The organism is Streptomyces sp. NBC_00670, from assembly GCF_036226765.1.
GTDB lineage: Bacteria > Actinomycetota > Actinomycetes > Streptomycetales > Streptomycetaceae > Streptomyces.
On record NZ_CP109017.1, the window covers coordinates 799,230 to 819,576 of the forward strand.

20 protein-coding genes are annotated in these 20,347 nt (G+C 74.9%); 9 read left to right on the top strand and 11 right to left on the bottom strand.

Annotated elements, in window-relative coordinates:
- Window positions 1–74: 74 nt before the first annotated feature.
- Window positions 75–527: an ATP-binding protein gene (locus OIE12_RS03465; protein ID WP_030377985.1), complete on the bottom strand. Its 453-nt coding sequence runs from the start codon at window positions 525–527 to the stop codon at window positions 75–77.
- A 230-nt stretch (window positions 528–757) separates the two neighbouring features.
- On the opposite strand from OIE12_RS03465, the gene OIE12_RS03470 reads away from it, so the two are divergent.
- The 4 genes from OIE12_RS03470 (at window position 758) to OIE12_RS03485 (ending at window position 3,174) form a co-directional block, all read left to right on the top strand.
- Window positions 758–904, top strand: a complete 147-nt coding sequence (locus OIE12_RS03470; RefSeq protein ID WP_329131572.1) for a hypothetical protein — start codon at window positions 758–760, stop codon at window positions 902–904.
- Window positions 901–1,488 carry a PRC-barrel domain-containing protein gene (locus OIE12_RS03475; protein ID WP_329131573.1) on the top strand — a complete coding sequence of 196 codons (588 nt, stop codon included), beginning with the start codon at window positions 901–903 and terminating at the stop codon, window positions 1,486–1,488. Before OIE12_RS03470 ends, OIE12_RS03475 begins: the two co-directional genes overlap by 4 nt.
- The gene (locus OIE12_RS03480) at window positions 1,485–1,907 is read left to right on the top strand and encodes a PRC-barrel domain-containing protein (protein ID WP_329131575.1); all 423 of its coding nucleotides are present in this window, start codon (window positions 1,485–1,487) and stop codon (window positions 1,905–1,907) included. Before OIE12_RS03475 ends, OIE12_RS03480 begins: the two co-directional genes overlap by 4 nt.
- A 61-nt stretch (window positions 1,908–1,968) precedes the next feature.
- The gene (locus OIE12_RS03485) at window positions 1,969–3,174 is read left to right on the top strand and encodes a streptophobe family protein (protein ID WP_329131577.1); all 1,206 of its coding nucleotides are present in this window, start codon (window positions 1,969–1,971) and stop codon (window positions 3,172–3,174) included.
- A 15-nt stretch (window positions 3,175–3,189) separates the two neighbouring features.
- Here OIE12_RS03485 and OIE12_RS03490 read toward each other — a convergent pair whose 3' ends face one another.
- Window positions 3,190–3,600, bottom strand: a complete 411-nt coding sequence (locus OIE12_RS03490) for a hypothetical protein (protein WP_329131579.1) — start codon at window positions 3,598–3,600, stop codon at window positions 3,190–3,192.
- A gap of 292 nt (window positions 3,601–3,892) precedes the next feature.
- The gene (gene mgrA / locus OIE12_RS03495; RefSeq protein ID WP_329131581.1) at window positions 3,893–4,885 is read right to left on the bottom strand and encodes an L-glyceraldehyde 3-phosphate reductase; all 993 of its coding nucleotides are present in this window, start codon (window positions 4,883–4,885) and stop codon (window positions 3,893–3,895) included.
- Window positions 4,886–5,023: 138 nt separating this feature from the next.
- Here mgrA and OIE12_RS03500 point away from each other — a divergent pair, with 138 nt between their 5' ends.
- Both OIE12_RS03500 and OIE12_RS03505 read left to right on the top strand, forming a co-directional pair.
- Window positions 5,024–5,932, top strand: coding sequence for a LysR family transcriptional regulator (locus tag OIE12_RS03500; RefSeq protein ID WP_329131582.1), 909 nt, complete (start codon window positions 5,024–5,026; stop codon window positions 5,930–5,932).
- A 210-nt stretch (window positions 5,933–6,142) separates the two neighbouring features.
- Complete coding sequence (locus OIE12_RS03505) at window positions 6,143–6,658, top strand: mycothiol transferase (protein WP_329131585.1); 516 nt, start codon at window positions 6,143–6,145, stop codon at window positions 6,656–6,658.
- A 5-nt stretch (window positions 6,659–6,663) separates the two neighbouring features.
- Here the strand turns inward: OIE12_RS03505 and OIE12_RS03510 are convergent, their stop codons facing one another.
- Window positions 6,664–7,752, bottom strand: coding sequence for an adenosine deaminase (locus tag OIE12_RS03510; RefSeq protein WP_329131587.1), 1,089 nt, complete (start codon window positions 7,750–7,752; stop codon window positions 6,664–6,666).
- A gap of 45 nt (window positions 7,753–7,797) precedes the next feature.
- A complete protein-coding gene (locus OIE12_RS03515; RefSeq protein ID WP_329131589.1) occupies window positions 7,798–8,202 on the bottom strand; it encodes a VOC family protein in 405 nt (134 codons plus the stop codon).
- 125 nt (window positions 8,203–8,327) lie between these two features.
- On the opposite strand from OIE12_RS03515, the gene OIE12_RS03520 reads away from it, so the two are divergent.
- Window positions 8,328–9,038, top strand: a complete 711-nt coding sequence (locus OIE12_RS03520; protein ID WP_329141717.1) for a dienelactone hydrolase family protein — start codon at window positions 8,328–8,330, stop codon at window positions 9,036–9,038.
- Between the two features lie 196 nt (window positions 9,039–9,234).
- On the opposite strand, the gene OIE12_RS03525 is transcribed toward OIE12_RS03520, so the two are convergent.
- The 6 genes from OIE12_RS03525 to OIE12_RS03550 form a co-directional block, all read right to left on the bottom strand.
- Entirely contained in the window at window positions 9,235–10,620 is a 1,386-nt protein-coding gene (locus OIE12_RS03525; RefSeq protein ID WP_329131591.1) for a phospholipase, read from the bottom strand.
- A 170-nt stretch (window positions 10,621–10,790) separates the two neighbouring features.
- Entirely contained in the window at window positions 10,791–10,970 is a 180-nt protein-coding gene (locus tag OIE12_RS03530) for a hypothetical protein (RefSeq protein WP_030377973.1), read from the bottom strand.
- Window positions 10,971–11,116: 146 nt separating this feature from the next.
- Window positions 11,117–12,148 carry a DUF5914 domain-containing protein gene (locus OIE12_RS03535; protein ID WP_329131594.1) on the bottom strand — a complete coding sequence of 344 codons (1,032 nt, stop codon included), beginning with the start codon at window positions 12,146–12,148 and terminating at the stop codon, window positions 11,117–11,119.
- Complete coding sequence (locus tag OIE12_RS03540; RefSeq protein ID WP_329131596.1) at window positions 12,145–13,173, bottom strand: phytoene/squalene synthase family protein; 1,029 nt, start codon at window positions 13,171–13,173, stop codon at window positions 12,145–12,147. The genes OIE12_RS03535 and OIE12_RS03540 overlap by 4 nt, the downstream gene beginning before the upstream one ends.
- Complete coding sequence (gene crtI / locus OIE12_RS03545; RefSeq protein ID WP_329131598.1) at window positions 13,170–14,738, bottom strand: phytoene desaturase family protein; 1,569 nt, start codon at window positions 14,736–14,738, stop codon at window positions 13,170–13,172. The genes OIE12_RS03540 and crtI overlap by 4 nt, the downstream gene beginning before the upstream one ends.
- A 158-nt stretch (window positions 14,739–14,896) precedes the next feature.
- Window positions 14,897–17,002, bottom strand: coding sequence for an MMPL family transporter (locus OIE12_RS03550; RefSeq protein ID WP_329131599.1), 2,106 nt, complete (start codon window positions 17,000–17,002; stop codon window positions 14,897–14,899).
- A 327-nt stretch (window positions 17,003–17,329) separates the two neighbouring features.
- On the opposite strand from OIE12_RS03550, the gene OIE12_RS03555 reads away from it, so the two are divergent.
- A complete protein-coding gene (locus OIE12_RS03555; RefSeq protein WP_329131601.1) occupies window positions 17,330–18,910 on the top strand; it encodes an SDR family oxidoreductase in 1,581 nt (526 codons plus the stop codon).
- 44 nt (window positions 18,911–18,954) lie between these two features.
- A complete protein-coding gene (locus tag OIE12_RS03560; RefSeq protein WP_329131604.1) occupies window positions 18,955–20,325 on the top strand; it encodes a cryptochrome/photolyase family protein in 1,371 nt (456 codons plus the stop codon).
- Window positions 20,326–20,347: the final 22 nt, after the last annotated feature.

Here is a 20,347-nt window from a genome sequence, read left to right on the forward strand (position 1 = left end):
GGACGGCCGGCGCCCTGTGCCGGCGCCTCCTGTCGATGACGTGAGCATACTGGTCGGACGGTCGGGTGGTCGGATCAACGGCGCAGTGCGACGACGGCCCTGACGCACTTTCCGACCGGTACCCGTTCCGCGGTCACCCGGGCGGCGACGGCGTGCACGATCTCCAGTCCGTGCATGCCCACGCGTGCGGGGTCCCGGGGGAAGCGGCGGGGCAGGGCGGCGCTGCTGTCGTAGACCGCGACGGTCACGTCGGAGTCGGTGCCCTCCAGTTCGAGGATGTACGGGCCGTGGCTGTGCCGGTCCGCGTTGGTGACGAGTTCGCTCACCACCAGGAGCAGGTCGCCGACCGCCCGCTTGTCGACCGGTGCGCACCATTCGGAGCGGAGCTGTCCGAGGAACTGCTCGGCGAAGGTCCGGGCCTCGGCGATGGAGCCCGGTTCTCCCGAGTAGTGCGCGGCCCGTCGCAGCGGCTCGACGGGCATGTCGAAGTCAGTCGGTATCACCGCTCCGTCCAGATACTCGGTCATTCGGTTCTCTCTCGCCGGGCCTGTTCCGTGCCGTGCGGCACCCGCGTCCACAGGCGCCGCACGAGTGCTCGTACCCAGCGATCGGCGGGGCAGTCCCACCAGTAATGCCGTGTACGTCACGTCCTGGCACGGCGTGCCGCGTCCGTGGCGCATCGGGCGGCCCGGGCGGGGCAGACGCACTGTGACGCGTCCGGCCGGCGGGTGCCGGGCCGGGGTGAGGAAGGTGCGCGATGGGCTGGTGGGTGTGGCTGGTCGTCGCGGTCGTGGCCGTGGCGGTGTTCTCCGGGCTCCTCCTGTGGCTGCAGGCGAGCCGGCGGTCGGGGACCGTCATCGCGGTGCAGCGGGGGCGCCGGGGCGGGAGGTGGGGCGTGCGATGAGCGCGCTGATGGAGGCGGGACGGCTGTCCGGGCGTCCGGTGGTGACGCTGGGCGGGGACGCGGTCGCCCAGGTGAAGGACACGGTCTTCGACGGCCCGGCCGGACGGGTCACGGGGTTCACGCTCAGCGGCCGGGGGCTGCTGGCGGGGCCGCTGCGGCAGAGTCTGCCGTGGACGGCGGTGCACGCGCTCGGCCCGCACGCGGTGATGATCCGCGGCCGGGAGGTGCTCGCCGAGCCGGCCGCCGTGGTGGCGCGCAAGGAGGCGGCGCGGGGACGGGTGCTGGGCGCGCGGGTGCTCACGGACACCGGCGCGGAGGTCGGGGTGGTGCTGGACGTGGTGGTCGAGGGCGGAATCAGCGGACGGGTCGTCGGCTTCCGGGTGTCGGCGCGGGACGCGGTGGTGCCGGGGTCGCGGCGGCGCCGGCGCAAGGTGTACCTGCCGCGCGGGGAGACCCTCGCGGTGTCCGGGCGCGCGCTGGTGATCCCGGCCGACGCGACCCGCTTCGTGGCGGACGACCTCGCGGAGTTCGCGGACCAGGTGGCGGCGTACCGGGTGCGGGACGGGAAGGAGATCCATCCGTGATTCTGTACTCCGGGGTGGTCGGGCTGCCGGTGGTCACACTGGGCGAGGCGGCGGAGCTCGGCACGGTGGCGGGGCTCGACGTGGACGTGGCGCGGGGCGGGATCGCGGGGGTGCGGGTCTCGGGGCGCGGGCGGGGGACGACGGTGCTGCCGTGGACGGCGTTGCACGCGGTGGGGGCGGACGCGGTGCTGGTGGAGTCCGGGGCGGGCGCGGAGGGCGAACGGTGGCGGGGGGCCGTGCCGAAGCCGGTGGGGCTGCGGGTGCTGTCGGAGGAGGGGGAGGAACGGGGCGTGGTGACGGACGTCGCGTTCGACGCGGTGACCGGCCGCCTGGAGAAGCTCCTCACGGACCTGGGCGAGGTCCCGGCGGGGGCGGTGCGGGGGCTGGGCGACTACGCGTGGGTGATCGCGGCCGGCTGATTCCGGCGGGGGCGAGGAAAGCCGACGCGCGCCACCCGTCCCCCGCACATACCGTGACCCCGTGCCCACCCCCCTCCGTCACTGGCTGCACGCCCTCGCCGCCGTCCTCGGCGCGCTCCTCGCCATGGCCGTCACCGCCGCCCTCGGTCTCGCGGCGGCCGGCGCGACCGGGCTGCCCGCCGGCGCCTACCCGCGCGTCGTCGAGGCCGCCGTGGTGGCCGCGGTGGGCGGCGCCCTCACCCTCGACGGCCACGCCGGCGACCTGGCCGGCTCCCGCGCCGGGCTCACCCTGATGCCGCTCTCGGTCACCCTCGTCGGCGCCCTCGTCCTCGGCACCGCGTTCTGTCGCCACGCCCGTACGGCACCCCCCGCCGCCCACGCCGCCCGTATCGCCGTCCTCTGGCTGCCCGCTCTGCTCGCCCTCGCCCTCACCGCGCACCACACCTTCGAGGTCCCCCTCGGCGAGGGCACCCTCGGTGACCTGGGCGAACTGTTCGGCCTCACCCCCGAGGCCGGCTTCACGACGGACGTGCCGGTGACCGTGCTGTTCGGGATGCTCTGGCTCGCGGGCGTCCTCGTCCTCGCCGTCGCCGTGTCCCGTGCGGTGCCGCTGCCGCGCCCTTGCGAAGGGGCGCGCCCGGCGGCGTACACGATGGTGGGGCTGCTGCTCGCGTGCGTCGCGCTCGGCGCCGTGATCGCCCTGGTCGTGGCCGGCACCCGCGGTCACCCCGCCCGCACCCTCGCCGTGATCCTGCTGGGGCTGCCGAACGTCGTATGGCCGGTCTTCACTCTCGGCCTCGGCGCGACCTGGCACGGCAGGGTGGACGGACCCTTCGGACTGCCGATGCCGCGCCTCCTCGACGAGGTGCTGCGCACCCCCGACGTCTCCACCCTGAACCTCACCACCCTGGCCCGGCACGACGGACGCGTCTGGTGGCTGGTCGTGGTGGACGCGGTACTGGTGCTGTCCGCCGCGTACGCGGCCGCCGTCCGCTCCCCCGCCCGGACCCCGCTGTGGCGGCACGCGGTACGGACGGCGGTCGCGCTGGCGCTCACGGTCCTCGCCGTCTGTCTGATGGCCCGGATCTCGGCACACTACGGACTGTCACTGATCGGGATCGGCGACCTCGGCGGCGGGCTCTCCGGTGTCCTGTTCCTGCGCCCCGAGCTGTGGCCCGCGGTCGGCCTCGCGCTGGGGTGGGGGCTGGTCGCGGGCCTGCTGGGCGGGCTCGCGGCCCGGCGGGTGCGCGGGCGCCGTTCCACGTGAGCGGAGCGGCCCCGGTCAGGCCGCCGGCGTCGACAGCGCGGAGGCGAAGCGCTGGATGCGCAGGGCGTCGACGGACTCGGCCAGCAGCTCGTACTCGGTGGTGTCGTCGCTGGTGGCGATCCGGACGAGGTGCCCGGCGGCCAGCTCGTCGGCGGCGAGTTCCTGCTGGCCGTCGTCGCCGCACCAGCCGCGCAGCAGGGTAGGGACGTCGGGGACGGTCTCGCCGACCGGGGCGATGGCGTTGGGCGGATAGAGGGGGTTGTCGGGGTGCGGATCGAGACGTTCGGCGATCCATAACGCCCGGTCGCGCATCCACCACAGGGCCAACGCCAGGGTGGGGGCCCGGTAGGTGCCCAGTGGCACTCCGACCCGCCTGCCGCCGCAGATGCCGTAGGCGGTCACATGGCACAGGAATTCGTCGTGCACGTTCGTTCCCCCAGTGCGGCGCTCACTGCCGGGTCAGGCCCGTCGTTCCCTCGTCTTCGCTCGCTGTGCACCCAGGGCCTGTGCGGGCCGACGGTGAAAAGCCGCAGCGCGTTCCGATCGTCGCCGAATTGCCCTGAGTTCGAGTATCGTCACTCCTGACTCACTGTCACCATGCGGTTTCGGCCAGTCTCCTGACATATTCCGCGGCGGCGATGGCCGAAAAGCGGCGGGAGGGGCGCCGCCCCCTCCCGCCGCTGGTCAACTCATCGGCCCGCGACGGTTTTTCGGGCCTTCAGCCCTTGACGAGTTCGTCGATCCGGGCGAGTTCCTCCGCGTCGAAGTCGAGCGCGCGCGTGGCCGCCACGCTGTCCTCCAGCTGCCGTGCGCTGCTCGCGCCGACCAGCGCCGAGGTGACGCGGCCGCCGCGCAGCACCCACGCGAGCGCGAGCTGCGCGAGGCTCTGGCCGCGGTCGCGGGCGAGTCCGTCGAGCGCGCGCAGCCGGTTCACCAGGTCCTCGGTGACCTTGTCGGCGGTGAGGAACGGGCTGTCGCCCGCGGCGCGGGAGTCCTCCGGGATGCCGTCCAGGTAGCGGCTGGTGAGCAGGCCCTGCTCCAGCGGCGAGTAGGCGATGGAGCCGACGCCCAGCTCGTCCAGCGTGTCCAGGAGCCCCTCGTCCTCGGGGCGCCGGTCGAGCATGGAGTAGCGCGGCTGGTGGATGAGGAGCGGGGTGCCCAGCTCGCCGAGGATGCGGGCGGCCTCGCGGGTCTGCTCCGGGGAGTAGTTGGAGACGCCGACGTAGAGCGCCTTGCCCTGCCGCACGGCGGAGTGCAGCGCGCCCATCGTCTCCTCCAGGGGAGTCTCCGGGTCGGGGCGGTGCGAGTAGAAGATGTCGACGTACTCCAGGCCCATCCGCGTGAGGCTCTGGTCGAGCGAGGACAGCAGGTACTTGCGCGAGCCCCATTCGCCGTACGGGCCCGGCCACATCAGATAGCCGGCCTTGGTGGAGATCACCAGCTCGTCGCGGTACGGCGTGAAGTCCGCCTTCAGGGCCTCGCCGAGCGCGGACTCGGCGGCGCCGGGCGGCGGGCCGTAGTTGTTGGCGAGGTCGAAGTGCGTGACGCCGAGGTCGAAGGCGCGGCGCAGGATCTGCCGCTGGGTCTCCACGGGCCGGTCGGGGCCGAAGTTGTGCCACAGGCCGAGCGAGAGCGCGGGCAGCTTCAGGCCGCTGCGCCCGGTGCGGCGGTAGGGCATGGCCTCGTAGCGTGCGGGATCTGCCGTGTACACGTGCACTCCAGGAAGGCTGTCTGTCTCGTCATGGGTCCGGCGCGGGGTGGGCACCGGGGCGCGCTCCACTCTCGTCCGCCGACGGCCAGCGGTCCAACAGAAGAATCGGATGGAACTCAGCGGCTACGCTTCTCAATCATGGAACTGCGCCATCTGCGGCACTTCGTGGCCGTCGCCGAGGACCGGCACTTCACCCGCGCGGCGGACCGGCTGCTGGTCTCGCAGTCGGGTCTGTCCGCCTCCGTACGGGCACTGGAGCGGGAGCTGCAGGCGCCGCTGTTCGTGCGCACCACCCGCAGTGTGACGCTCACCGAGGCGGGGCGGGCACTGTACGCCGAGGCGGTCCGCATCCTGGACCGGGTGCGGGCGGCCCAGGAGGCGGTGGCGGCGGTGCAGGGCGTGCTGCGCGGCACGCTGTGCGTGGGGACGGAGCAGTGCATCGCGGGGGTGCGGGTGGCGCGGCTGCTCGCCGGGTTCCGGCGGCGCCATCCGGACGTGGAGATACGGCTGCGGCAGGCGGGGTCGGGGGCGCTGGCGGAGGAGGTCGCGGCGGGCGGGGTCGATCTGGCGTTCGCGGTACGGACGCCGGTGGCCGGGGACCAGCTGCGGTCGGTGCCGTTGGCGGCGGAGCCGATGACGGTGCTGTGCCATCCGGCGCACCGGCTGGCCGGGGGTGGGCCGGTGACGCCGGAGGAGCTGGGCGGGGAGGAGTTCGTGGACTTCCATCCGGACTGGGGGCCGCGGCGGACGACGGACGCGGTGTTCGGGGAGGCGGGGGTGCGGCGGACGGTGGCACTGGAGGTGAGCGACGTGCACAGTCTGCTGGAGTTGGTGCAGGAGGGGTTGGGGGTGGCGGTGGTGCCGCGGCACTTCGGGGCGAAGCGGGAGGCCGGGGGGCTGGTGTCGTTGGCGTTGAAGGGGGTGGGTGAGCGGGCGTACGAGACGGTGGCGTTGTTGCCGGCGGAGGCGGCGACGAGTCCCGCCGCGCGGGCGCTGATGGGGTTGTTGGAGGGGAGTGGGAACGAGACCCCCGGCGGGGGTGGCTGAGTGGGGGGGCGGGACGGGCTTTTTTCGCCCCCGCCGCCCTTACCCGTCCCATCCCTTCAAGGGGCTCCGCCCCTTGGACCCCGGGAGAGCTCAGGTGGGTGGGGTTGTGTGGGGGCTGCGGGTGAGGGGTGGTTGCTCGCGCAGTTCCCCGCGCCCCTTTCGGGGGCGCCGATGGTCGCGTCGCGTACCCGGATGGGTCATGGTGGACGTATGCATGCGAAGGACATTCTCATCGACGCGTACAGCCGCATCCGGGAAGAGGTCCACGCCGCCGTTGACGGCCTCTCCCCCGACACCCTGAACGCGCCCCCCGCCGACTCCACCAACTCCATCGCCTGGCTCGTCTGGCATCTCACCCGCGTCCAGGACGACCACGTCGCCGAGGTCGCCGGACGCGAGCAGGTCTGGCTCTGCGCGGACTGGCAGAAGCGGTTCGCCCTCGGCCTCCCCGCCCAGGACACCGGCTACGGCCACACCCCGGCGAAGGTCGCCAAGGTGCGGGTCGACTCGGCCGACCTGCTCACCGGCTACTACGACGCCGTCCACGAACAGACCCTGGCCTACCTGCACGGCATCGGTGCCCAGGACTTGGACCGGATCGTGGACGAGCGCTGGGACCCGCCCGTCACGCTGGGTGCGCGCCTGGTGAGCGTGGTCTCCGACGACCTCCAGCACGCCGGCCAGGCCGCCTACGTACGGGGGCTGCTGGAGGCCTCGGCGGGCTGAGGCGGTCAGGACCGGAGCACGGCCGCGTACCCCGGCAGCACCACGTCCTCGATGAGCGCGCGCCGCTCGTCGTACGGCAGGAACGCGCTCTCGAGCGCGTCGACCGTGACCGCCCGCAGGTCCGCGGCCGTCCAGCCGGCCTCCCGGACGAGCAGTTCCATCTCGCGGGTCATCGTCGTGCCCGACACCAGCCGGTTGTCGGTGTTGAGGGTGACCCGGAAGCCGAGGTCGCGCAGGGCCGTGATCGGGTGCCCGGCGATCGAGCCGGCCGCGCCGGTCTGGAGATTGGAGGTCGGGCACATCTCCAGGGCGACGCGGCGGTCGCGGATCCAGCTCGCGAGACGGCCGGGCCGGCCGTCCACGATGTCGTCCATGATGCGGACGCCGTGGCCGATGCGCTGGGCGCCGCACACCTGGAGCGCCTGGTGGATGCTGGGCAGTCCGTGGGCCTCACCGGCGTGGATGGTGAACGGCATGTTCTCGCGGCGCAGAAGGGCGAAGGCGTCGAGGTGGTCGGCGGGCGGGAAGCCGTCCTCGGCGCCGGCGATGTCGAAGCCGACGACGCCCGCGTCCCGGTACGCCACCGCCAGTTCGGCCACCTCGTGGCAGCGGTCGAACATGCGCATCCCGCAGAGCAGCGTGCCCACGCGGACCGGGGTGCCGTCGGCCGCCGCCTTCGCCATGCCGGCGGCGAGGCCCTCCTGCACGGTCTCCACGACCTCCGCGAGGCCCAGTCCCCCGTCGACCATCAGCTCCGGGGCGTAGCGGACCTCGCCGTAGACGACACCGTCCGCGGCGAGGTCGAGCACGTACTCCTCGGCGGCGCGCAGCAGGCCCTCGCGGGTCTGAAGGACGGCGAGGGTGTGTTCGAAGGTGGCTATGTACCGCACGAGGTCGCCGGAGCCCGCGGCCGCGCGGAACCAGTCGGCCAGGGCGGCCGGGTCGGTGGCGGGCAGGGGGTGGCCGACGCGTGCGGCCAGCTCGACGACGGTCGCGGGGCGCAGCCCGCCGTCGAGGTGGTCGTGCAGGACGGCCTTGGGGAGCCGGCGGAGGGTGGCGGTGTCGAGGGTGACGGGTTCGAGGGTGGTGGTCATGCCGGTCTGTACTGCCTGTCTCTGAGTGGTCGGTGAGGTCGTTGTTCAGGTGGTGGGGGTGGCGGGCTGGAGGAGGTCCCAGCGGTTGCCGTAGAGGTCCTGGAAGACGGCGACCGTGCCGTACGGCTCGTGCCGGGGCTCCTCCAGGAAGGTGACGCCGGCGGCGCGCATCCGGGCGTGGGCGCCGGCGAAGTCGTCGGTGTGCAGGAAGAGGCCCACGCGGCCGCCGGTCTGGTCGCCGACGCGAGCGCGCTGCGGGTCGTTCTTGGCGCGGGCGAGCAGCAGCCCGGTGCCGCCGGCGGGCGTCCCGGCGGGTTCGACGACGACCCAGCGGGAGCCGTCGGGGCGGGGCGCGTCCTCGACGAGCCGGAAGCCGAGGGCGTCGGTGTAGAAGCGGATCGCCTCGTCGTAGTCGGCTACGACGAGGGTGACCAGGGCGATGCGGTTCATGGGCACAGGTTATACGTAACACGGTGCGAGTGCGTGGCATGGTTGAAGATCACGCCGGGGCGTGCGGTCCCGGCGCCCGCAGCGAAGGCGTCCTTCACCGCCTCCCCCCACAGGAGTTGAGCACGTTGTCCGAACTGCCGAAGTCCACCGGGGCCCCCGCCCATCAGAACGTGACCTTCCCGAGCGCCGGTACGACGGCCCACGGGTATCTGGCCCTCCCGCCGTCCGGGCGGGGGCCCGGGGTCGTCGTCATCCAGGAGTGGTGGGGGCTGACCGACCACATCGCCGACGTCACCCGCCGGCTGGCCGCGGAGGGATTCGTGGCCCTCGCCCCCGATCTGTACGGCGGCAATGTCGCCCACGACAGCGACGAAGCCCTGCGGATGATGCGGGCGCTGCCGGTGGCGCGCGGGGTGGAGCTGCTGTCCGGGGCGGTCGACCATCTGCTGGGGCTCCCGGAGGTGACCTCCGGGACGGTCGGGTCGGTCGGGTTCTGCATGGGCGGCGGGTTCGTGCTGTACCAGGCGGCGGCGGACCCGCGGGTGAGCGCGGCGGTGCCGTTCTACGGCGTCATCCAGGGGGAGATGCCGGACTTCTCCGGGCTGCGGGCGGAGGTGCTGGGGCACTACGGGGAGCGGGACGAAAGCATTCCGCGGGAGCGGCTGGAGGAGCTGGCGGAGGCGATCCGGCGGGGCGCGGGCGTCGAGCCGGATCTGCGGGTGTACCCCGCGGGTCACGCGTTCTTCAACGACGGCCGGCCGGAGGCGTACGACGCGGAGGCGTCGGGGGCGGCGTGGGACAGCACGCTCGCGTTCCTCCGACGCCGGCTGGGGTAGTCCCCGGCGGGCGGGGGTGGGGCGGTCACGTGCGCGTGCGTCACGGCCGTGCGGGCCCCGGGACCGAGCCCCGCATCGGTGCGGCCCCGGTCGCACCGCCGGAACGCGCCCGGATCGGCGGCCTGCCGACGGTCGTCCCGCACGCGCAGGACAGCGGCGGGCGGTCGCACCTGACCGCCCGCGCATCACGCCCGCGTCACGGATACACGTACGTGTTCAGGGTGTTCACCGCGGCCGCCGGATCGCCGAGGTCGTAGCGGTCCACGGCGAGGTACGTGGGCTTCTTGCGGGCGGCCGGCTGGCAGAACCGCCGGGCGCGGTCGGCGAGTTTGGTGTTGTCGGTGCGGGCGGTGGAGGTGATCGTGGCGTCCCGGAAGTGGTTCATGACGAACAGCGGGCGGAAGCCGGGTTCGGTGCGGGTGAGCGGGAGCGTGGTGCCCGCGTCGTACCAGCGGCTGTAGCAGGACCAGTCGGAGGAGCCGATCCCGGACCCCATGGACCAGTAGTTCTCCACCGTCCATTCCCGCTGGTACATCACCCCGAAGCTGTCCCGGGTGAGTCCGGCGGACTCGTCGGCGGCGCGGCTGTGGTCGGTGAAGAGCAGCAGCCGGTGACCGGCGGCGACGAGGTCGGCCATGCGGGGCCAGCCGTTCTGCCGCACGCCCGTCCGGTCGGGGCGGTAGAGGACGTCGGACAGGCCCTGCACGCGGGCGAGTTCGGCGCGCAGGACGCCGGGGTCGACGTAGTCCTCCATGAAGACGGTGACGAACTGGTCGGGGTGGGCGGCGAGGAAGTCCACCATGCGCTGAAGGTCCACCCAGAGGGCGACCGGCCGGCTGACCAGGGTGCAGCTGTCGTGGCAGAGGATCGCGCCGTCCGGGGTCTGGTGCAGGTCGAGCATGAAGCCCCGTACGCCGTCGGCGAGTTGCTGGTCGATGCCGCGGGTCTGGTTGGGCACGAGGTTGACGAAGGGCGGGGCGAAGCCGCCGTCGACGCCGTTGGCGTAAGCGTTGTGCGCGGTGAGGAAGGTGACCTGGTCCAGGGTGCGCTGGTCGGCGGGCGGCATGGGGCGGGTGGGTGAGGTGACCGGGGTGAGGTACCAGGAGGCCAGTTCGCCGGAGGCGCCGAGGGCGAGCGGGGCCGGATAGTTCGCGCCGGCGGGCTTGGCGGCGACGGTGAGGTACCGCTCGGTGCCGGGCGCCTTGAGGGTGTATGTGTCATCGTCGGCCGGGGTGATCTCCCAGGCGGCGTCGGCGCTCGTACAGGCGACGGTTCTCGCCGCGTCGCCCGCGCGCCCCAGGCAACTGCCCGCGGTGTCGGTGCTCTCGAGGCGGTACGCGGAGCCGTCGGCGCGCAGGGTCCACTGCTGGTGGTCCTCGTCGCCCCGCGGGTTGTGCTGGGCGACGGTGCCGGAGGCGTCGGCGGCGGCGAGTCCGGTGGTGGCGCTCTGGACGTAGTAGGTGCCGGCGGTGGGGACGGTGCCGGCGGGCAGGGAGGCGGCGGGCGTGGGGGCGGTGAGCAGCGCGGCCAGTGCGGCGGCGCCGGAGGTCGCGGCGAGTGCGACGGTGCGGGGGGTGCGCATGGCGGGGCCCTTCGGCGGGGCGGTGCATGACGGGGGGACCGGAGCCGGCGGGACCGGATCCGGTGGGATCGGATCCGGTGGGATCGGATCCGGGGCGTCAGATCAGGTACATGACACCATGCGAGAGGGGCGTCCGTCAGCGGTACGGACGCCCCTCCCCCCTGTCCGGGTCACGCCGGTCGCTGCTCGTCCTCCGCCGCGGGGACCACCACGAGGAACGCGTCCTGTTCGAGGTCCATCACCACGGTCGCCGCCTCGCCCTCGGCGCGGCGCTGGGCGGCGAACTCCTCCGCCGGCCACGATCCGCGCGGGGCCCCTGCGGGGAAACACTCCAGCACCTTCGCGCTCATCGCGGATGCCACCTCCGATTCGACTTCCGTTTCCTGCCGTCCACCCTCGTATTCCTCCGCTTGCCCCGGTTCCGCCTGGACATGTGCGGGTCACGACGGCCTTCGTCCTCGGTTGCTGACGGAGGGTCGGAGGCAGGGGCTGGGCCTCAGCCCGGGAAGCGGCCGGTGGCGCGCAGCTCCCAGCGGCGCTCCGCGTAGGCGAGGTCGTCGCGCCACAGCCGTCCGGAGGCGGCGCGCATCAGCGGCCGTACGACGGGAGCGGCGCGGCGGGCGAGGGCGAAGCCCGGCCGGTCGGAGACGGCGACGACGGCCTCGACGACGGCGGTGCGCGGGCGGCCCCGGGCGTCGGTGCCGAGCGGGGTGGCGTGCGTCTCGACGACGGAGCCCGCGCCCTCTCCCTCGGTGATGCGCATGACGACGGTGCGGGGTCCGGGCGCGGTGAACACGGCGCGGACCGGCACGACGAGCCGTCCGGCCACCTTGAACGCCACGTCCACGACCAGTCCGTCGTCCGGGTCCGCGCTCCTGGCGTCGGGCACGGAGACGACGGTGAGGTCGACGAACGAGTAGGGGTGGAACCAGGCCCCGTGCCAGGGGTCGAGCCGGTTGGCGACGACGTCCTCCGGCTCGCAGGTGCCGGCGGCGACGTGGACGGCGGCCAGCGCGCGGGCGGTGGCGGGGCGGGGCGGCACGAGCGGGGCGGGCAGCGGGTCCTCGCCGCCGGCGTCGTCCAGGCGTACCCAGACCAGGACGCCGTCGTCGTGCGCGGGGTACGGCTGCCAGCCCGCGCGGGCGGTGCCGTCCAGGGCCAGCCCGTGCCAGCGGCACACCAGGGTGCCGCAGCGGACGGGGCCCTCGCGCAGGGGGGCGCCCAGGTGCGGGCAGCTGCCCGGGCCGCCCACGAGGGCGCCCTCGGCGTCGCGCCACAGGACCACCTCGTGTCCGGCGACGGTACGGGCGAGGGGGCGGTCGGCGGGGACGTCCCGGGAGGCGCCGACGACGAACCAGTTGCCGGCGGGGCGGGCGAGCGCCTCCTTCAGCAGCCCGCCGATCAGCGCGGGTTTGGCGTCCTGCCAGGTGGGCCGCTGCGCCGCCCAGGCGGGGGCGTGGCGCCGCAGCCGCAGCGGAAGCCGGGCGGCACGGGGCGGACGGCTCCCGCCGCCCGGGGCGGGGGTCATACGGTCTCCTTCTCTCTGGGCTCCTCGGATGCGGGGGCCACGAGGGCGGGGTACGGGATGCCGTCGGAGCCGGTGCCGGTACGGCGGGCACGGCGGGCGCGCAGCCGGGCGTTCGTCACCCGGGTCAGGCCGTCGACGGCCACGGCGAGCCGGCGGCGCCGGGGGACGACGGCCCGGCGGTGCAGCACGGCGTGGCCGTCCTGGGCGACGGCGTCCAGGATGCCGCCGTAGAGCACGCACGCGGTCCTGATGCACGGCCGCGCCACCGGGTCGAGCAGGGCGAGCCCGGGCACCGCCTGCCGGTAGACGCCCCGGGTGAGGTCCTCGGCGGCGCGCAGCGCGGCGGTGATGCGGGGGTCGCGGCGGCCGGTGTCCCTGCTCCAGCGCAGCAGGACGCGGTCGACGCCGTGGGCGGCCAGCAGGTCGGCGGGGAGGTAGATGCGGCCCCGGTCGAGGTCCTCGCCCACGTCCCGCAGGAAGTTGGTGAGCTGGAAGGCGAGGCCGAGCGCGGCGGCGTACGGCTCGGCCTCCGCGCGCGGGACGACGGTGCCGAGGACCGGCACCATCTGCAGCCCGATCACGGCCGCCGAACCGTGCATGTAGCCGCGCAGGTCGTCGTAGGTGGGGTAGTCGGTGACGGTCAGATCGCTGCGCATGGACGCCATGAAGTCGGTGAAGTGCCGGTGGTCGATGGCGTAGCGCCCGGCGGTGTCGGCGAGGGCGCGGACCACGGGTTCGTCGCTGTCGCCGCCGCGCAGCCCGGCCACCAGACGCTGTTCGAGCCGGTCCAGGGCGGCCGCGCTGCCCGCGAGGCCGGTGGCCGGGTCGGGGAGATCGACGAGGTCGTCGGCCCAGCGGGCGAACCCGTACAGCGCGTGCACGGCGGGCCGGCGCTCGGCGGGCAGCAGCCGGGTGGCGAGGAAGTACGTACGGCCGTGGCGGGCGTTGAGCTCCCGGCAGGTGGCGTACGCGGCGCGCAGCGCGGGGTCGGTGATGCCGGCCGCGTCCAGCTCGCGCCGGGTCACGGGGTGGTCCCCTGTCCGGCGGGGCGCGGACGGCGGCGGGCCGGTACGGTGCGGCCGCCCGTGCGGCGCTCGGCGGTGACGCCCGTGACGCGTTCGGCGGCGAGCCGGCCGGAGACGAGGACCGTCGGGACGCCGACGCCGGGAGTCGTGCCGCAGCCGGCGAGGACGGCGTTGTCGGTGCCGCGCACGAGGTTGCGGGGCCGGAACGGGCCGGTCTGGGCGAAGGTGTGCGCGGCGGAGAACGGGGTGCCGGCCGCGTGCCCGCCGGCCGTCCAGTCGGCCGGGGTGACCAGGCACTCCTCTTCCAGGGCGGCGCCGAGGCCGGGCAGTCCCCGGCGTTCGAGCTCGGTGAGGAGCCGGTCGCGGTAGCGGGGGGCGAGGTCGCTCCACTCGGCGGCGGTGGGGCCGAGGTCGGTGTTGGGGCAGGGGGCGAGGACGTAGTGGACGTGACGTCCGGGCGGGGCGAGCCCGGGATCGGTGGCGGTGGGGCGGGTGATCAGCAGCGACGGGTCGGACATCAGCTCTCCGGTGCGGGTGATCTGACGGAAGGTGCCCTCCCAGGCGTGGCCGAAGGAGAGGGTGTGGTGGCCGAGTCCGGGCCAGGTGCGGTCGGTTCCGGTGTGCAGGACGACGGCGGAGGGCGCGTGCCGCAGCCGCAGCGGGCGGCGGGGGGTGCGGCCGAGGAGGCGGTAGGCGACGGGCAGGTCGGGGGTGAGGACGAGGGCGTCGCAGGGGATGCGGCCCTGGTCGGTGCGGACGGCGGTGACCCGGCTGCCGCTGCGCTCCAGCGCGGTGACGGTGTGTCCGTAGCGGAGGTCGGCGCCCGCGTCGGCGGCGGCGTCGGCCATGGCGCGGGGCAGGGCGTGCATGCCGCCGCGCGGGAAGTAGACCCCGGCGACGGTGTCCATGTAGGCGATGACGGCGTAGGCGGCGAGCGCGCGGGCGGGCGGCACACCGACGTAGAGGGCCTGGAAGGAGAAGACGCGGCGCAGCCGTTCGTCGTGCAGGAAGCGGCCGATGGCGGCGTCGAGCCGGCCGAAGCCGCCGAGGGCGGCGAGCCGGGCGAGGTCGGGGTGGAGGAGGTGCAGCGGGGAGTCGAAGTTGGCGTCGATGAAGCGGCGCATCTGGGCGCGGTAGAGCCGTTCGAGCCAGTGCCGCAGCCGCCGGTAGCCCGCCGCCTCGGCCGGTCCCGCGAACCGTTCGACCTCGGCCTCCATGGCGTCCGGCTCGGTGTGCACGTCGAGTCCGCTGCCGTCGGCGAAGCGGGCGCGGTAGGCGGGGTGCAGCGGGATCAGGTCGAGCCGGTCGCGCAGGGTCTCGCCGACGGCGGCGAAGGCGGCCTCGGCGAGGTGCGGCATGGTCAGCACGGTGGGCCCGGTGTCGAACCGGTATCCGCCGCGCTCCAGCAGCCCGGCCCGCCCGCCGGGCCCGTCCGCCCGCTCCACGACCGTCACCCGCCGCCCGGCGCCCAGGAGATGGAGCGCGGCGGACAGCCCGGCGAGCCCGGCCCCGACGACGACCACGTGGTCGGTGGGCCCGGGGACGGTGCGCACCGCGCCGCTCACCGGACGGCTCCGGCGGGCGGGCGGGGGGCGGCACGGTGGCGAAGTGTGGCGTGCCGGAGGGTGGGATGCATCGCGGTTCCTCTCGCGGGGGCGGAGGCGGGCTCGTGTCTCTGTGCGGGTCTTCGGTTCTCCATGAAGGTCTTCCGCACGAAGGGCCGTCACGGATGCGTACGGTCCCCACGTTCCGCCGATCCGCCGAACCGGGCCGGCCACCAGGCGCGCGCCCCGGCGTCCCGCACGAGCGCGGGAACGAGCAGCGAGCGCACGGCGAGCGTGTCCAGGAGCACGCCGAAGGCGACGATGAAGGCGACCTGGACGAGGAAGGCCAGCGGGATCACCCCGAGGGCGGCGAAGGTCGCGGCCAGCACGACCCCGGCGGAGGTGATCACCCCGCCGGTGGCGACCAGCGCCCGCAGCACCCCCTGCCGTACGCCGGCGCGGAGGGTCTCCTCGCGGGCCCGGGACATCAGGAAGATGTTGTAGTCCACGCCGAGTGCCACCAGGAACACGAATCCGTACAGCGGCACGGACGGATCGGTGCCGGTGAAGCCGAACACGTGCGTGAAGACCAGGGAGGACACCCCGAGCGTGGCGAGGAAGCTGAGCGCGACGGTGGCGACCAGCAGCACCGGCATCACCAGGGAGCGCAGCAGTCCCATGAGGATGACGAGGATGATCGCGAGGACGACCGGCACGATGAGCGTCCGGTCGTGCTCGGCGGTGCGCAGGGTGTCGTAGCGCTGGGCGGTGTAGCCGCCGACGATCGCGTCGGCGCCGGGCACGGCGTGGACGGCGTCGCGCAGCCGGGCGACCGTCCGCCGCGCGTCCTCGCCGTCGGCGGTGCCCTCCAGCGTGGCGTCGATCCGTACCCGGCCGTCGACGGTCCGGGGTTCCCCGCCGGGGCGGCCCGAGGCGCTCACTCCGGCGGCGGAGGCGACGCCGCGGGTGTGCCGGGCGGCGGCGAGGACGGCGTCGTACCGGCCGGCGTCCGCGATGATCACGGCGGGGTTGCCGGCGCCACCGGGGAAGTGCCGGCCGAGCGTCTGCTGGGCGGCGACGGAGGGCGCGTCGTTGACGAACGTCTCGTCGAGGGGGACGCCCTTGGAGGAGAGGGTCGGTGCGAACGCGGCACACGCGAGGAGCCCGGCCAGGGTGAGCGCCCAGACCCGGCGCGGCGCCCGGTCCACGAGCGCGGCGACCCGCGGCCACGGTCCGCGCCCGGCGTCGTCCTTCCCGCGGTGCGCCGCCCGCCCGCCGGGCCAGTAGGCGGCGCGGCCGAGGAGGGCGAGGACGGCGGGCAGGAACGTCAGGGCGCTGAGCAGCGCGCAGACGATGCCGACGGCGCCGACGGGGCCGAGCGCACGGTTGTTCGTCAGATCGCTGAGCAGCAGGGCGAGCAGCCCGAGGGCGACGGTCGCGCCGCTGGCGAGGATGGTCGTCCAGGACCGGCGCAGGGCGGCGCGCGCGGCGGCGAACCGGTCGTCGTGGGCGGCGAGTTCCTCCCGGAAGCGGGCGGTGAGCAGCAGCGCGTAGTCGGTGGCGGCGCCGATGACGAGGATGGAGAGGATGCCCTGCACCTGTCCGTCCACCCGGACGACGCCGTGGTCGGCGAGTGCGTAGACGACCGCGCAGGCCAGTCCCAGCGCGAAGACCGCGCCGACGATGATCACCAGGGGCAGCAGCACGCTGCGGTGCACCAGCAGCAGGATGACCAGGACGGTGACCAGGGCCACGCCGAGCAGCAGCCCGTCGATGCCGGAGAAGGCGTCGGAGAGGTCGGCCTGGGTCGCGGCCGGCCCGGCGAGCTGAACGGTGGTGCCGGGTACGCGCCCGGCGGCGTCGCGCACCCGGTCCAGGGCGGCGGGCAGCCGGTCGCCGAGGTCGGGCCGCAGCGGGACGACGCCCTGGAGCGCCCGCCCGTCCCCGGAGACGACGGCGGGCGACGGCCGGCCGGCCACGCCCGGCGCACCGGCGAGCCCGGCGAGGGCGCGGGTGGCGTCGGCCCGCCGGGACGCGACCGCGCCGTCGTCCTCGGCCGTCCACACGACGATCGCGGGAAGTGTCTCCTGCTGCTGGAAAGCCTTCTGCTCGGCGATGACCTCCGTCGACTCGGCGCTGCGCGGCAGGAACGCGGCCTGGTCGTTGGTGGCGACCTCGCCGAGCCGCCCGGCGAAGGGACCGAGGGCCCCGCCGACGCAGAGCCAGACGAGGACGATCAGCAGGACGGGAACGAGGCGGCGGACCCGCCGCACGGGGAACGACATCACTCTCCAGGCGCTTCGGCACGGGCGGCCGGAGCCGGCCGGGGGACGACCGTCGGCCACACGTCCGGCGGTACGGGATGCCTCCTCTTCTGCCCCGGACCGGCCACCGGATGCGGCAGGGGATCACCGGGCGGCCGGGGTCCGGTCCCCGGTCGACGGCGCGCGGGCGGCGCGGGCACCGCATCCGCCCGTCGGTCCGGGGCGGAAGGATGCGGTGGCGGGGCAGGAGTGCCGTCCGGACGTGGTGCCGGGTGACCGGACGCGGTGCCGGTGGCGGGCCTGATGCCGGGTGAGAGGACGTGGTGCCGGGTGAGAGGAGCCGACGGGATGAGTGCGGGGAACGGCGGGGACGAGGGGCCGCTCTGTCTGGTCACCGGTGCCACCGGGTACATCGGCGGCCGGCTGGTGCCCGAACTGCTCGACGCGGGGGCCCGGGTGCGGGCACTGGCGCGCTCCCCCGGCAAGCTGCGCGACCACCCCTGGGCGGGGGACGTCGAGGTGGTGCAGGGCGACGTCACCGACGCCGCGTCCGTCGCCGCCGCGCTGGACGGCGTCGACGTCGCCTACTACCTCGTCCACGCCCTCGGCACCGGCCGCGACTTCGAGCGCACCGACCGCGAGGCCGCCCGCACCTTCGGCGAACGGGCGCGCGCGGCCGGCGTACGGCGCCTCGTCTACCTGGGCGGTCTCACCCCCGCCGGGGTGCCCGAGGAGGAGCTGTCGCCGCACTTGCGGTCCCGCGCCGAGGTGGGCCGCATCCTGCTCGACTCGGGCGTGCCCACCACCGTGCTGCGGGCCGCGGTGATCCTCGGCTCCGGCTCGGCCTCGTTCGAGATGCTGCGGTACCTCACCGAGCGGCTGCCGGTCATGGTCACGCCGAGCTGGGTGCACACCCGAATCCAGCCGATCGGGGTACGGGACGTGCTGCGCGCGCTCGTCGCCGCCGGACGGATGCCCGCTGATGTCAGCCGCGCCTTCGACCTCGGCGGCCCGGACGTGCTGACGTACCGCGACATGATGCTGCGGTACGCGCGGATCGCCGGGCTGCCCCGCCGCCTCATCCTGCCGGTGCCGCTGCTCACGCCGGGGCTGTCCAGCCACTGGGTGGGGCTGGTGACACCCGTGCCGGCGGCCCTGGCGCGTCCGCTCACCGAGTCGCTGCGGCACGAGGTGGTGTGCCGGGAGCACGACATCGAACGGTATCTGCCGCCCGCCCCCGGCCGGCCCGTCGGCTTCGACGAGGCGGTACGGCTGGCCCTGCGGCGGATCCAGCAGGCCGAGGTCACCACCCGCTGGTCCTCCGCCTCGGTTCCCGGCGCCCCCAGCGATCCGCTGCCCACCGACCCCGACTGGGCCGGCGGCAGCCTCTACACCGACCGCAGGCAGCGGACCGTCGACGCCTCCCCCAAGGCGCTGTGGCGGGTGGTGGAGGGCATCGGCGGGGAGAACGGCTGGTACTCCTTCCCGCTCGCCTGGACCGTACGGGGCCTGCTGGACCGTCTCGTCGGCGGGGTCGGGCTGCGCCGGGGCCGGCGGGACGCGGCCCGGCTGCGGGCCGGGGACTCGCTCGACTTCTGGCGGGTGGAGGAGATCGAGCCGGGACGGTTGTTGCGACTGCGCGCCGAGATGCGGCTGCCGGGGCTCGCCTGGCTGGAGATGTACGTCGGCACGGACGACGCCGGCCGCACCCGCTACCGCCAGCAGGCCCTGTTCCATCCGCACGGGCTGCTGGGCCATCTGTACTGGTGGGGCGTCTCGCCCTTCCACGCGGTGGTGTTCGGCGGTATGGCCCGCAACATCGCGCGGGCGGCCGCCGGGGCCGCACCTGAACCCGACGGCCCGGAGCGGCCGGAGCAACGGCAGTGGCCGCGGCGACGGCGGCGGCCGCGGCGCCCCGGACCCCGCTGAGCACCGCACCCGTCCCCCGGCCCTCGTCTCCTTTGGAGTCCTCCATGCCCACCGCCGTCGTCCTCTTCACCGCCGACCTGCGGCTGCACGACCATCCGCCGCTGCGCGCCGCGCTGGACGGAGCGTCCGCCGTGGTGCCGTTGTTCGTGCGCGACCGCGCGGTGGACGCCGCCGGGTTCGCCGTGCCCAACCGGCTCGCCTTCCTCGCGGACTGCCTGCGCGATCTGGACGCCGGGCTGCGCGAGCGCGGCGGGCGGCTGGTGGTGCGCTCCGGGGACCTGGTGGAGGAGGTGTGCCGGGTGGCCGCCGAGGCGGACGCGCGCGAGGTGCACATGGCCGCCGACGTGAGCGCCCACGCGCGCCGGCGCGAGGACCGGCTGCGCACCGCGCTGGAGGCGGGAGGCAGACGGCTGCTGGTGCACGACACGGTGACCACCGTGCTGGCGCCGGGCGCGGTGACGCCGGGCGGCCGGGACCACTTCGCCGTCTTCACGCCGTACCTCCGGCGCTGGTCGGAACAGCGTCGGCGGCCCGTCCTCGGCGCCCCTCGCACGGTGCCGGTCCCGGACGGCGTCGGCTCCGAGGAGCCGCCCTCGCGCGGTGCCCTGTCCGGTCTGTCGCCGGGGCTCGCGTCCGGCGGTGAGCGGGCGGGGCGCAAGCGGCTCGCGGACTGGCTGCGCGGCGGCGTCGAGGACTACGAGGACCGGCACGACGACCTCGCGGGCGACGCGACCTCCCGGCTCTCCCCGCATCTGCACTTCGGCACCCTCTCCCCCGTCGAAGTGGTGCACAAGGCGGACGCCAGGGGCGGGCCGGGTGCCGAGGCGTTCGTACGGCAGCTCGCCTGGCGGGACTTCCACCGGCAGGTGCTGGCGGCCCGGCCCGCCGCCGCGCACGCCGACTACCGCACCCGGCACGACCGGTGGCGCACCGCCAGGGGCGCCCGCGAGGACGTCGAGGCGTGGCGGGAGGGCCGCACCGGCTACCCGGTCGTCGACGCGGCGATGCGCCAACTGCGGCACGAGGGCTGGATGCACAACCGGGGCCGGCTGCTGACCGCGAGCTTCCTGGCCAAGACGCTGTACGTGGACTGGCGGGTGGGCGCCCGGCACTTCCTGGACCTGCTGGTCGACGGCGACCTCGCCAACAACCAGCTGAACTGGCAGTGGGTGGCCGGTACGGGGACGGACAGCCGTCCCAACCGGGTGCTGAACCCGGTGGTGCAGGGCAGGCGGTTCGACCCGGACGGGGCGTACGTACGCCGCTGGGTGCCGGAGCTGGCTCAGGTGCGGGCGGGCGCGGTGCACGAGCCGTGGAAGCTGCGGGGCCGGGACCGGGAGGCGGCCCGCGACTATCCGGAGCGGGTCGTGGACCTCGCGGAGGGCCTGGAACGGTTCCGCAGGGCGCGCGCGTGAGGGTGCCGGGCGCCGGGGACGA

Excerpts from the sequence above, each read along its gene's own strand:
- OIE12_RS03465 (WP_030377985.1), bottom strand. The coding sequence starts at position 527 with ATGACCGAGTATCTGGACGGAGCGGTGATACCGACTGACTTCGACATG.
- OIE12_RS03470 (WP_329131572.1), top strand. The coding sequence starts at position 758 with ATGGGCTGGTGGGTGTGGCTGGTCGTCGCGGTCGTGGCCGTGGCGGTG.
- OIE12_RS03475 (WP_329131573.1), top strand. The coding sequence starts at position 901 with ATGAGCGCGCTGATGGAGGCGGGACGGCTGTCCGGGCGTCCGGTGGTG.
- OIE12_RS03500 (WP_329131582.1), top strand. The coding sequence starts at position 5,024 with ATGGAACTGCGCCATCTGCGGCACTTCGTGGCCGTCGCCGAGGACCGG.
- OIE12_RS03505 (WP_329131585.1), top strand. The coding sequence starts at position 6,143 with ATGCATGCGAAGGACATTCTCATCGACGCGTACAGCCGCATCCGGGAA.
- OIE12_RS03510 (WP_329131587.1), bottom strand. The coding sequence starts at position 7,752 with ATGACCACCACCCTCGAACCCGTCACCCTCGACACCGCCACCCTCCGC.
- OIE12_RS03515 (WP_329131589.1), bottom strand. The coding sequence starts at position 8,202 with ATGAACCGCATCGCCCTGGTCACCCTCGTCGTAGCCGACTACGACGAG.
- OIE12_RS03525 (WP_329131591.1), bottom strand. The coding sequence starts at position 10,620 with ATGCGCACCCCCCGCACCGTCGCACTCGCCGCGACCTCCGGCGCCGCC.
- OIE12_RS03530 (WP_030377973.1), bottom strand. The coding sequence starts at position 10,970 with ATGAGCGCGAAGGTGCTGGAGTGTTTCCCCGCAGGGGCCCCGCGCGGA.
- OIE12_RS03535 (WP_329131594.1), bottom strand. The coding sequence starts at position 12,148 with ATGACCCCCGCCCCGGGCGGCGGGAGCCGTCCGCCCCGTGCCGCCCGG.
- OIE12_RS03550 (WP_329131599.1), bottom strand. The coding sequence starts at position 17,002 with ATGTCGTTCCCCGTGCGGCGGGTCCGCCGCCTCGTTCCCGTCCTGCTG.
- OIE12_RS03555 (WP_329131601.1), top strand. The coding sequence starts at position 17,330 with ATGAGTGCGGGGAACGGCGGGGACGAGGGGCCGCTCTGTCTGGTCACC.
- OIE12_RS03560 (WP_329131604.1), top strand. The coding sequence starts at position 18,955 with ATGCCCACCGCCGTCGTCCTCTTCACCGCCGACCTGCGGCTGCACGAC.